22 protein-coding genes are annotated in these 10,586 nt (G+C 46.4%); all 22 read right to left on the bottom strand.

The genetic code is table 11. The features are described from left to right. Positions 1 to 1,110, bottom strand: a 1,110-nt coding sequence (gene secY / locus NY07_RS18200; RefSeq protein WP_033540781.1) for a preprotein translocase subunit SecY, incomplete at its 3' end; no start/stop codon positions are given. Between the two features lie 7 nt (positions 1,111 to 1,117). After that, a complete protein-coding gene (gene rplO, locus NY07_RS18195; protein WP_033540780.1) occupies positions 1,118 to 1,552 on the bottom strand; it encodes a 50S ribosomal protein L15 in 435 nt (144 codons plus the stop codon). A gap of 3 nt (positions 1,553 to 1,555) precedes the next feature. Next, positions 1,556 to 1,738 carry a 50S ribosomal protein L30 gene (rpmD, locus tag NY07_RS18190; RefSeq protein WP_011863984.1) on the bottom strand — a complete coding sequence of 61 codons (183 nt, stop codon included), beginning with the start codon at positions 1,736 to 1,738 and terminating at the stop codon, positions 1,556 to 1,558. Between the two features lie 5 nt (positions 1,739 to 1,743). After that, a complete protein-coding gene (rpsE, locus tag NY07_RS18185; RefSeq protein WP_011863983.1) occupies positions 1,744 to 2,247 on the bottom strand; it encodes a 30S ribosomal protein S5 in 504 nt (167 codons plus the stop codon). Positions 2,248 to 2,260: 13 nt separating this feature from the next. Next, positions 2,261 to 2,611 (bottom strand): 50S ribosomal protein L18, encoded by a 351-nt coding sequence (gene rplR, locus NY07_RS18180; RefSeq protein ID WP_028764670.1) that lies wholly within the window; start codon positions 2,609 to 2,611, stop codon positions 2,261 to 2,263. Positions 2,612 to 2,621: 10 nt separating this feature from the next. Continuing rightward, positions 2,622 to 3,152 (bottom strand): 50S ribosomal protein L6, encoded by a 531-nt coding sequence (gene rplF, locus NY07_RS18175; protein WP_033540779.1) that lies wholly within the window; start codon positions 3,150 to 3,152, stop codon positions 2,622 to 2,624. A gap of 10 nt (positions 3,153 to 3,162) precedes the next feature. Next, complete coding sequence (rpsH, locus tag NY07_RS18170; RefSeq protein ID WP_033540778.1) at positions 3,163 to 3,555, bottom strand: 30S ribosomal protein S8; 393 nt, start codon at positions 3,553 to 3,555, stop codon at positions 3,163 to 3,165. Between the two features lie 23 nt (positions 3,556 to 3,578). After that, complete coding sequence (gene rpsN, locus NY07_RS18165) at positions 3,579 to 3,884, bottom strand: 30S ribosomal protein S14 (RefSeq protein ID WP_033540777.1); 306 nt, start codon at positions 3,882 to 3,884, stop codon at positions 3,579 to 3,581. A 10-nt stretch (positions 3,885 to 3,894) separates the two neighbouring features. Continuing rightward, on the bottom strand, positions 3,895 to 4,434 hold the full coding sequence (rplE, locus tag NY07_RS18160) for a 50S ribosomal protein L5 (RefSeq protein ID WP_011863978.1): 540 nt from the start codon (positions 4,432 to 4,434) through the stop codon (positions 3,895 to 3,897). Between the two features lie 12 nt (positions 4,435 to 4,446). Continuing rightward, positions 4,447 to 4,761 (bottom strand): 50S ribosomal protein L24, encoded by a 315-nt coding sequence (rplX, locus tag NY07_RS18155; protein ID WP_033540776.1) that lies wholly within the window; start codon positions 4,759 to 4,761, stop codon positions 4,447 to 4,449. A gap of 11 nt (positions 4,762 to 4,772) precedes the next feature. Beyond that, positions 4,773 to 5,141 carry a 50S ribosomal protein L14 gene (gene rplN, locus NY07_RS18150; RefSeq protein WP_011863976.1) on the bottom strand — a complete coding sequence of 123 codons (369 nt, stop codon included), beginning with the start codon at positions 5,139 to 5,141 and terminating at the stop codon, positions 4,773 to 4,775. Positions 5,142 to 5,321: 180 nt separating this feature from the next. Beyond that, the gene (gene rpsQ, locus NY07_RS18145; RefSeq protein WP_033540775.1) at positions 5,322 to 5,570 is read right to left on the bottom strand and encodes a 30S ribosomal protein S17; all 249 of its coding nucleotides are present in this window, start codon (positions 5,568 to 5,570) and stop codon (positions 5,322 to 5,324) included. After that, positions 5,570 to 5,761 (bottom strand): 50S ribosomal protein L29, encoded by a 192-nt coding sequence (rpmC, locus tag NY07_RS18140; RefSeq protein ID WP_011863974.1) that lies wholly within the window; start codon positions 5,759 to 5,761, stop codon positions 5,570 to 5,572. The genes rpsQ and rpmC overlap by 1 nt, the downstream gene beginning before the upstream one ends. Then, positions 5,761 to 6,171, bottom strand: coding sequence for a 50S ribosomal protein L16 (gene rplP, locus NY07_RS18135; RefSeq protein ID WP_011863973.1), 411 nt, complete (start codon positions 6,169 to 6,171; stop codon positions 5,761 to 5,763). Before rplP ends, rpmC begins: the two co-directional genes overlap by 1 nt. Positions 6,172 to 6,182: 11 nt before the next feature. Then, the gene (gene rpsC / locus NY07_RS18130) at positions 6,183 to 6,872 is read right to left on the bottom strand and encodes a 30S ribosomal protein S3 (protein WP_033540774.1); all 690 of its coding nucleotides are present in this window, start codon (positions 6,870 to 6,872) and stop codon (positions 6,183 to 6,185) included. A gap of 9 nt (positions 6,873 to 6,881) precedes the next feature. Next, a complete protein-coding gene (gene rplV, locus NY07_RS18125) occupies positions 6,882 to 7,214 on the bottom strand; it encodes a 50S ribosomal protein L22 (protein WP_011863971.1) in 333 nt (110 codons plus the stop codon). 15 nt (positions 7,215 to 7,229) lie between these two features. After that, positions 7,230 to 7,508 carry a 30S ribosomal protein S19 gene (rpsS, locus tag NY07_RS18120; protein WP_006083596.1) on the bottom strand — a complete coding sequence of 93 codons (279 nt, stop codon included), beginning with the start codon at positions 7,506 to 7,508 and terminating at the stop codon, positions 7,230 to 7,232. A gap of 11 nt (positions 7,509 to 7,519) precedes the next feature. Next, on the bottom strand, positions 7,520 to 8,347 hold the full coding sequence (gene rplB, locus NY07_RS18115) for a 50S ribosomal protein L2 (RefSeq protein WP_033540773.1): 828 nt from the start codon (positions 8,345 to 8,347) through the stop codon (positions 7,520 to 7,522). A gap of 16 nt (positions 8,348 to 8,363) precedes the next feature. After that, complete coding sequence (gene rplW / locus NY07_RS18110; protein WP_028774664.1) at positions 8,364 to 8,663, bottom strand: 50S ribosomal protein L23; 300 nt, start codon at positions 8,661 to 8,663, stop codon at positions 8,364 to 8,366. Continuing rightward, positions 8,660 to 9,265 carry a 50S ribosomal protein L4 gene (gene rplD / locus NY07_RS18105; protein WP_033540772.1) on the bottom strand — a complete coding sequence of 202 codons (606 nt, stop codon included), beginning with the start codon at positions 9,263 to 9,265 and terminating at the stop codon, positions 8,660 to 8,662. Before rplD ends, rplW begins: the two co-directional genes overlap by 4 nt. Positions 9,266 to 9,281: 16 nt before the next feature. After that, a complete protein-coding gene (gene rplC, locus NY07_RS18100; RefSeq protein ID WP_033540771.1) occupies positions 9,282 to 9,920 on the bottom strand; it encodes a 50S ribosomal protein L3 in 639 nt (212 codons plus the stop codon). 27 nt (positions 9,921 to 9,947) lie between these two features. Then, a complete protein-coding gene (gene rpsJ / locus NY07_RS18095) occupies positions 9,948 to 10,259 on the bottom strand; it encodes a 30S ribosomal protein S10 (RefSeq protein WP_011070616.1) in 312 nt (103 codons plus the stop codon). Between the last annotated feature and the right edge of the window lie 327 nt (positions 10,260 to 10,586).

Genomic DNA, 10,586 nt, shown 5'->3' with positions numbered 1-10,586 from the left:
TAGGCGAGTCATTACTTTATCTATATATCGCGAAGTCTGTTCTCCAGGACGGATCCCGGGAATAAACGCACCACTCTTCTTAAGGTTATCTGCTGTCTCACGTGGGTTAAATACCAACGCAGTATAGAAGAAACAGAAGAAGATAATCGCTGTTGCATACAATAATGAGTAAAGCGGCTGACCTGGTGATACAGCAAGTGAAAAATCACTTAACCAAGATAAACCTTCATTTTGACCAAACCACTGAGCCAGTGTGCCTGGGAACAAAATGATGCTTGACGCAAAGATTGGTGGAATCACACCTGCCATGTTGACCTTAAGCGGTAAGTGAGTGCTCTGCGCGGCAAACACCTTACGGCCCTGCTGACGCTTAGCATAGTTAACAACGATACGACGTTGTCCACGCTCAACAAACACAACAAAATAGGTCACAGCAAATACGATCACTGCAATCAACAATAATACTAGTACGTTCAAGTCGCCTTGACGCGCTTGCTCAGCCGTTTGGCCGATAGCAGATGGCAGACCAGCGACGATACCTGCGAAAATAAGAATCGAGATACCGTTACCTATGCCTCGCTCGGTAATTTGCTCACCTAGCCACATTAGGAACATGGTTCCTGTAACTAGACTGACAACAGCAACAAAGTAGAACCCGAATCCAAGGTTTACAACTAAACCAGGAACCAGGTTAGGCAGACCTGTTGCGATACCGATCGCTTGGAATGTACCCAAGACCAACGTGCCGTATCGAGTATATTGACTGATCTTCTTACGTCCTGACTCGCCTTCCTTTTTCAGTTCGGCCAATGCAGGATGTACCACAGTCAATAGCTGCATGATAATCGATGCCGAAATATACGGCATGATACCAAGAGCAAAGATAGAAGCACGTTCAAGGGCGCCACCAGAGAACATGTTAAACATGCCTAAGATGGTACCCTTTTGCTGATTAAACAGCTCTGCTAATACAGCTGCGTCAATACCAGGAATTGGCACGAACGAACCGGCTCTAAAGACGATAATCGCACCAATCACGAACAGGAGACGGGTTTTCAATTCTGATAGACCGCCTTTCGCGCTTTTTAAATCAAGTCCTGGTTTTGCCATCGACGTATTATTCCTCGATCTTTCCGCCGGCAGCTTCAATAGCTGCACGAGCACCTTTGGTTACCTTCAGACCTTTAACGGTCACTGGGCGTTCAATGGTACCTGAAAGAACGACTTTAGCAAACTGTATGTTGCGAGTAACAAGATTCGCATCTTTCAGTGCATTCAAGTCGACAACATCACCGTTAACTTTAGCCAGTTCGCTTACACGAATTTCGGCAGTTACCAACGCTTTACGCGAAGTAAAACCAAACTTAGGCAAACGGATCTTAAGTGGCATTTGACCACCTTCGAAACCGACGCGAACGCCGCCGCCTGAACGTGACTTCTGACCTTTGTGACCGCGACCAGCAGTCTTACCTAGGCCAGAACCGATACCGCGACCTACACGCTTGGCTGCTGATTTTGCACCTGCAGCAGGTGATAGAGTATTCAATTTCATTGATTAATCCTCCACCTTAACCATGTAGTAAACCTTGTTAATCATACCGCGAACTGCAGGAGTATCTTCCAGCTCAACAGTATGGTTAATACGGCGTAGACCTAGACCGGTCAATGTGGCGCGATGCTTAGGCAAACGTCCAATTGAACTCTTAGTCTGAGTTACTTTTAAAGTTTTAGTAGCCATGGTGCTTAACCTCGAATTTCATCAACATTCAGGCCACGCTTAGCTGCAATCTGTGCTGGTGACTTCATGTGTACCAGCGCGTCTACAGTTGCGCGAACGATGTTGATCGGGTTAGTAGAACCGTATGCTTTCGACAGAACGTTATGAACGCCTGCTACTTCCAATACGGCACGCATCGCACCACCGGCAATAATACCGGTACCTTCAGAGGCTGGTTGCATGTAAACACGCGAACCAGTGTGACGGCCCTTAACAGGGTGGTGCAAAGTACCATTTACAAGTTCAACAGAAACAATGTTACGGCGAGCCTTTTCCATTGCTTTCTGGATAGCAGCAGGTACTTCACGCGCTTTACCATAGCCATAGCCGACTTTACCGTTACCGTCACCCACTACAGTCAGTGCAGTGAAGCTAAAGATACGTCCGCCTTTAACTACTTTAGAAACACGATTTACTGCAACTAACTTCTCTTGCAGGTCGTCTTTTTGTGGAGCTTCAAATTTAGCCATTTTTAATCATTCCTTAGAACTGTAGGCCAGCTTCACGAGCAGCGTCTGCCAAGGCAGCTACGCGTCCGTGATACTTAAAGCCGGAACGATCGAATGCAACTACAGTTACGCCTTTCTCGATAGCACGCTCTGCAACGGTTTTACCCACTACTTTTGCTGCATCAACGTTACCTGTGTATTTAAGCTGCTCTGATACCGCTTTCTCAGCAGTAGAAGCTGCCGCCACAACTTGCGCGTTGGCATCAATAACCTGTGCGTATGTGTGACGTGGTGTACGATGTACAACCAGACGGTTAACGCCCAGCTCTTGGATCTTCTTACGGGCGCGAGTAGCGCGGCGCAAGCGAGATGTTTTCTTATCCATATCGCGTTACCTACTTCTTCTTAGCCTCTTTACGGCGTACTTGTTCATCAGCATAGCGAACACCTTTACCTTTGTAAGGCTCTGGTGGACGGTAGCCACGAATTTCTGCAGCAACCTGACCAACAAGCTGCTTATCAGTACTCTTAAGTACGATTTCAGTTTGAGTTGGACACTCTGCAGTTACGCCGTCTGGAAGCTGGTGTACTAGAGGGTGAGAGAAACCTAGAGTCAGGTCGATACCGTTACCAGCAATTTTTGCACGGTAACCAACACCAACTAGAGTCAGTTTCTTTTCAAAACCTTCGTTAACACCAACAACCATGTTGTTGATTAGTGCTCGAGCTGTACCAGCTTGTGCAGCGCTAGTTACGCCTTCAGCTGGAGAACACTTGATTTCGTTGTCTTCAACAACAACAGAAACATCAGCGTTGATCACTCGAGTCAAACTACCTTTAGTACCTTTTACGGTGATAGTTTGTTCGTTTAAAGTCACTTCTACGCCTGCAGGGATAGCGACTGGTGCTTTTGCGACACGAGACATTGCTAGCTCCTTATGCTACGTAGCAGATAACTTCTCCACCCATGCCATTTTGGCGGGCGGCACGATCAGTCATCAAACCTTTAGAAGTGGACACGATTGCGACACCCAGACCGCCCATCACCTTTGGTAGTTCGTTTTTACCTTTGTAAATACGAAGACCAGGACGACTTACGCGCTGGATAGTCTCAACGACTGGTTGGCCTTGGAAATACTTTAAAGTGATTTCTAAAACCGGCTTGGCTTCGCCTGCTACGGTGTAGTCAGTGATATAACCTTCTTCTTTAAGCGTCTGTGCAATAGCAACTTTCAGCTTAGCAGAAGGCATAGATACTGATACTTTGTTAGCAGCTTGGCCGTTACGAATGCGAGTTAACATATCCGCAATTGGATCTTGCATGCTCATATTAGCTTACTCCGTGACAAGTATTACCAGCTGGCCTTACGCAGACCAGGAACTTCACCACGCATGGTAGCTTCACGCAATTTGATTCGGCTTAGACCGAACTTGCGTAGGAAACCATGTGGGCGACCAGTTTGACTACAACGATTACGCTGACGCGCAGAACTTGAGTCACGTGGTAGACCTTGCAGCTTAAGAACTGCATCCCAACGATCTTCATCAGAAGTAGTTGGATTGCTAATGATAGCCTTAAGAGCTAGACGCTTTTCAGCATACTTAGCCACGAGCTTGGCACGTTTTGCTTCACGTGCTTTCATTGAACTTTTTGCCATTTCGCTACCCTTATTTCTTGAATGGGAAGTTAAAGGCGTCTAATAAAGCACGGCCTTCTTCGTCATTCTTCGCAGTAGTAGTGATTACAATATCCATACCACGGATTTTATCGATTTTATCGTAATCGATTTCCGGGAAGATGATTTGCTCACGTACACCCATTGCGTAGTTACCGCGTCCGTCGAACGACTTAGCGCTCAAACCACGGAAGTCACGGATACGCGGGATTGCGATATCAACTAAACGCTCAAGGAATTCCCACATGCGTTCACCACGCAGAGTCACCTTACAGCCGATCGGGTAGCCATCACGGATTTTAAAACCAGCAACTGATTTACGAGCAACAGTTACAACTGGCTTTTGACCAGCGATAGCAGTCATGTCACGAAGCGCATGCTCCATAACTTTCTTATCTGCTACAGCTTCGCCAACACCCATATTAAGGGTGATTTTCTCAATCCGAGGGACTTGCATGACACTGGTATAACCGAACTTCTTAGAAAGCTCAGCGATAACAGTCTCTTTATATTTATCATGCAGTTTCGCCATCGTTTACTCCAATTACTTAACGAGTTCACTGTTCGACTTAAAGAAACGGACTTTTTTGCCGTCTTCAAATCGGAAACCAACGCGATCAGCTTTGCCAGTGGCAGAGTTGAAAATCGCTACATTTGATGCTTGTATTGGCGCTTCTTTCTCAACGATACCACCAGTCACACCCATTTGTGGGTTAGGCTTCTGGTGCTTCTTGACAAGATTGATGCCTTCTACAATTAACTTACCAGTTGGTAAAACTCGAGAAACCTTACCGCGTTTACCCTTGTCTTTACCTGCTAGTACAATTACTTCGTCTTCACGACGGATTTTAGCTGCCATTTTGAAGCTCCTTACAGTACTTCTGGTGCCAGAGAAACAATTTTCATAAATTGTTCTGTACGCAGTTCACGCGTCACTGGTCCAAAGATACGAGTACCAATCGGTGCAAGGTTTGCGTTCAGCAATACCGCTGCATTGCGATCGAAGCGAATGACAGAACCATCTGGACGACGTACGCCTTTCTTAGTACGGACTACCACCGCGTTATACACGTCACCTTTCTTCGCTTTACCGCGAGGAATTGCTTCTTTTACAGAAACTTTGATGACGTCGCCGATACCGGCATAACGACGATGAGAGCCACCCAAGACCTTAATACACTGAACTCTACGAGCGCCACTGTTACAGGCGACTTCTAGAGTCGATTGCATTTGGATCATTTTAAGTGCTCCGCTATCGTTACTTCACTAATCCCATATTTGGGGCATATTTAAACCATTTTAGACCAGAATATCGACTAAAATGGCGCGCAAGTATAACACCGCAAAAAAGGAATAGATAGTATTAAAAATAAAAACGGCCCCAAATCTAGGAGCCGTTTCGCTAATTACCTAATAAGCTTAGGCTTTTGATACTACTTCAACCAGAGTCCAAGACTTAGTCTTAGACAGCGGACGGCATTCGCGAATAGTCACGATATCGCCAGCATTACACTGATTTGTTTCGTCATGTGCATGGATCTTAGTAGTGCGCTTGATAAACTTCCCATATAGAGGGTGCTTAACCTTACGCTCAATAGCTACAGTGATAGACTTGTCCATCTTGTTGCTAAGTACACGACCTTGCAAAGTACGGATTTTATCAGACATTATGCACCCGCCTTAGAAGTAATAATGGTCTTAACGCGCGCGATGTTACGACGCACGATTTTAAGCTGATGAGTCTGAGTCAACTGACCAGTGGCGTGTTGCATACGCAGATTAAACTGCTCACGCAGCAGACCAAGCAGTTCAGCGTTCAGTTCTTCAACGCTCTTCTGTGTTAGTTCGCTCGCTTTCATTACATCACCGTCTTAGTTACGAAGGTAGTCTTAATAGGAAGCTTGGCAGCAGCAAGAGTGAAAGCTTCACGAGCCAACTCTTCTGAAACACCATTCATCTCATAAAGAACCTTACCAGGTTGAATCTGGCAAACCCAGTATTCAACGTTACCCTTACCTTTACCCATACGCACTTCAAGAGGCTTAGAGGTAATTGGCTTGTCTGGGAAAACGCGAATCCAGATTTGACCTTGACGTTTAATGTGACGTGTCATAGCACGACGCGCAGATTCGATTTGACGAGCAGTAAGACGACCACGTCCAACAGCTTTCAAACCAAACTCACCGAAGCTTACTTCAGTGCCGTTCGCCAGACCGCGGTTACGGCCTTTGAACATTTTACGAAACTTCATTCGTTTTGGTTGCAGCATTGCCAGCTCTCCTATTTACCGCGAGGCTTACGCTTCGGCTGCTGTTTCGGCTCTTCTAGCGCAGGTACAACGCCGTCTAGAACTTCACCTTTGAAGACCCAAACTTTAACGCCGATCACACCGTATTGAGTGTGACTTTCTGCAGTAGAATAGTCGATATCAGCACGCAGTGTATGTAGAGGCACACGACCTTCACGATACCACTCTGAACGCGCAATCTCAGCACCGCCTAAACGGCCGCTCACTTCAACTTTGATACCCTTAGCACCTAGACGCATTGCGTTCTGTACTGCGCGCTTCATAGCACGACGGAACATTACACGACGCTCTAGCTGAGAAGCGATGCCTTCGGCAACTAGCTTCGCATCTAGCTCTGGCTTACGGATTTCAGCGATGTTGATTTGAGCTGGAATACCAGTCAACTTGGCAACTTCGTTACGCAACTTTTCAACATCTTCGCCTTTCTTACCAATCACAACACCTGGACGGGCAGTGTGAATAGTAACGCGAACACTCTTAGCTGGACGCTCGATAACAATCTTAGAGACTGATGCTTGCTTAAGTTTCTTTTCTAGAAACTTACGCACTTCCCAGTCGCTGCTCAGGTTATTTGCATACTCTGATTTATCAGCGTACCAAGTCGAGATCCAAGGCTTAGTGATACCCAGACGGATACCATTAGGATGTACTTTCTGTCCCATTGCTAACTCCTAGCGATCTGATACAACCACAGTAATGTGGCTGGTACGCTTGATAATACGATCAGCACGGCCTTTAGCACGTGGCATGATACGCTTCATAGTTGGACCTTCGTCTACAAAGACTTTTCCAACTTTCAGCTCGTCAATGTCAGCACCTTCGTTGTGCTCAGCATTAGCGATAGCAGAATCAAGTACTTTTTTAACAAGTACTGCAGCTTTCTTTGGGCTGAAAGTTAAAATTTCTAGAGCCTTAGCAACAGGCAGTCCACGAATTTGATCTGCAACCAAACGACACTTCTGAGGCGACGTACGGGCAAAACGATGTTTAGCTAAAACTTCCATCTTGAGTCTCCCGTATTAACGCTTCTTCGCTTTCTTATCAGCAGCATGGCCGCGATAAGTGCGAGTTGGTGAAAATTCACCAAGCTTGTGGCCGATCATTTCGTCAGTTACGAACACAGGTACGTGCTGACGACCATTATGGACAGCGATGGTCAACCCAATCATGTTAGGGATGATCATTGAGCGGCGAGACCAAGTCTTAATAGGCTTCTTGTCACCCGCTTCCATCGCTTTCTCTACCTTCTTCAGCAAGTGTAGGTCAATGAATGGACCTTTCTTGAGAGAACGTGGCATGGCGAATCCTCTTACTTTTTGTTACGACGACGTACGATGTACTTGTCGGTGCGTTTGTTACTACGGGTCTTATAACCCTTAGTTGGGACACCCCATGGAGATACTGGATGACGACCACCAGAAGTACGGCCTTCACCACCACCATGTGGATGGTCTACTGGGTTCATTGCAACACCACGAACTGTTGGGCGTACGCCTCTCCAGCGCTTAGCACCTGCTTTACCTAACTGGCGTAGCATATGCTCGGCATTACCAACTTCACCTAATGTCGCGCGGCAATCTACAGGCACTTTACGCATTTCGCCAGAGCGAAGACGTAGAGTGGCGTAAGCGCCATCACGAGCTACAACTTGTACATAAGTACCGGCTGAACGTGCGATCTGAGCACCTTTACCAGGCTTCATTTCAACAGCGTGAACCACACTACCTACTGGGATGTTGCGTAATGGCAAAGCGTTACCCACTTTGATTTCAGCATCGATACCAGACTGGATCTTATCACCAGCTTGCATGCCTTTGGCTGCAAGGATATAACGACGCTCACCATCAGCATACAAAACAAGTGCGATGTTTGCGGTACGGTTTGGATCATATTCCAAACGCTCAACCTTTGCAGGGATACCGTCTTTGTTGCGCTTGAAGTCAACAATACGGTAGTGCTGCTTGTGTCCACCACCTACGTGACGAACAGTGATGCGACCAGTGTTGTTACGGCCACCACTCTTAGACTTTTTCGCCAACAGGCCAGCAAAGGGTTTACCCTTATGCAGATCGCTGTTTACCACTTTAACAACGTGGCGACGACCAGCAGAGGTTGGCTTACACTTAATAACTGCCATGATAATTCTCCTTTGCTTACTCAGCGCCGACGAAATCGATGTCAGCACCAGCAGCTAAAGTCACATAGGCTTTTTTCCAATCGCTACGACGGCCAGTACGGGCACCGTGACGCTTAGTCTTACCTTTGTTAACTAGAGTGCGAACTGAATCTACTTCAACTTCGAACAACTTAGCTACTGCAGCTTTAATTTCAGCTTTAGTCGCATCGATAGCCACACGGAAAACTACCGTGTTGTTATTTTCAGCGCAAACAGTACTCTTTTCAGAGATGTGTGGCGCTAGAATAACTTTTAGCAAACGTTCTTCGCTTATCATCCCAGCATCTCCTCGATTTGCTTAACAGCATCGGCAGTAACTAGTACTTTGTTGAACGCGATTAGGCTAACTGGGTCGATACCAGCAACGTCACGAACGTCAACTTTGTATAGGTTGCGTGCAGCTAAGAACAAGTTCTCGTCAATCTCTGGAGTAACAATTAATACGTCTTCCAGGTTCATGTCTTTCAGCTTAGCCTTCAACTCTTTAGTCTTAGGAGCTTCAACACCGAATGATTCAACAACAACAAGGCGATCTTGACGTACTAATTCAGACAGAATGCTCTTAAGCGCTCCGCGGTACATCTTCTTGTTTACTTTTTGGCTGTGATCTTGTGTTTTAGCAGCGAAAGATACGCCACCGCCACGCCAGATTGGGCCTTTAACAGTACCGGCACGTGCGCGGCCAGTACCTTTTTGGCGCCATGGCTTTTTGCCAGAGCCAGTTACTTCTGCGCGAGTCTTTTGAGCACGAGTGCCCTGACGCGCGTTTGCAGCGTATGCTACAACTACCTGATGAACCAGTGCTTCATTAAAGTCACGGCCGAAGGTAGTTTCGGAAACTTCAAGAGCACTCTGTGCGTCTTTCAATACCAATTCCATTACTATCTCCTCAGACCTAAGCTTTAACGGCAGGCTTGATGATCAGGTCGCCATTAGTAGCGCCTGGAACTGCACCCTTAACCAATAGCAGGTTGCGCTCAGCATCTACACGTACAACGTCTAGATTTTGAGTCGTTACTTGCTCGGCACCCATGTGGCCTGACATTTTCTTACCTTTGAAAACGCGACCAGGTGTTTGGTTTTGACCGATAGAACCGTTAGCTCTATGTGCCAATGAGTTACCGTGTGTTGCATCTTGAGTACGGAAGTTCCAACGCTTGATACCGCCTTGGAAGCCCTTACCCTTTGATTGACCAGTAACATCAACTTTCGCTACGTCAGCGAAGATATCAACATTAAGCTCAGCACCTACTTCGATGCCTTCGCCTTCACCATCAGCCAAACGCATTTCCCACAAACCACGACCAGCTTCAACGCCAGCCTTAGCAAAGTGACCTGCTTCTGGTTTAGTGATGCGATTAGCTTTTTTGGTACCAGTAGTAACTTGAAGTGCACGGTAACCGTCAGTTTCTAAAGTTTTCACTTGAGCAACACGGTTAGCTGCAATTTCAATTACTGTTACAGGTATTGACGCACCATCTTCAGTGAAGATGCGAGTCATACCTACTTTACGACCGATAAGACCGATAGCCATCTCTCAAACCTCTTCTAAGGATCTCAATTAACCTAAGCTAATTTGAACGTCAACACCTGCCGCAAGATCTAGACGCATAAGTGCATCTACAGTCTTTTCAGTCGGCTCTACGATGTCAACAAGACGCTTATGAGTACGAAGTTCGTACTGATCACGCGCATCTTTATTAACGTGTGGAGAGATCAAAACGGTATAACGCTCTTTACGCGTTGGTAGTGGGATTGGACCACGTACCTGGGCGCCTGTGCGCTTAGCAGTTTCAACGATTTCCGCAGTAGACTGATCGATCAGACGATGATCAAATCCTTTTAAGCGGATACGGATTCTTTGGTTCTGCATTGACCAGAGCTCCTAAAATGGACACATAAAAAATCACCCTCTAGCTTCTTCCTTACTGGAAAAGCAGAGCGAGATGATTTAACCGTTCGACTCCAAATCGGAGTCGCTGTATTATTTTACGTCGGCTTCGAGAACCGACAATCTTTCGCCTAATGGTTAAGGCGAGGGGCTATTATACTGATCTAAACTCGGAGATCAAGCCCATTGAACGAATTAGCATCACTTTCGCGCTAACTGTCAAAGTGGCGAGTATTATACTCAACTCGATCAGAAAAACCAGCCCTATTTCGAGCAATAAAAAAGGCAGCCTAAGCTGCCTTTTTCAGT

The organism is Shewanella sp. ECSMB14101 (assembly GCF_000773485.1).
Classification (GTDB): domain Bacteria; phylum Pseudomonadota; class Gammaproteobacteria; order Enterobacterales; family Shewanellaceae; genus Shewanella; species Shewanella marisflavi.
This window is presented reverse-complemented; position numbering and strand designations above follow the sequence as displayed.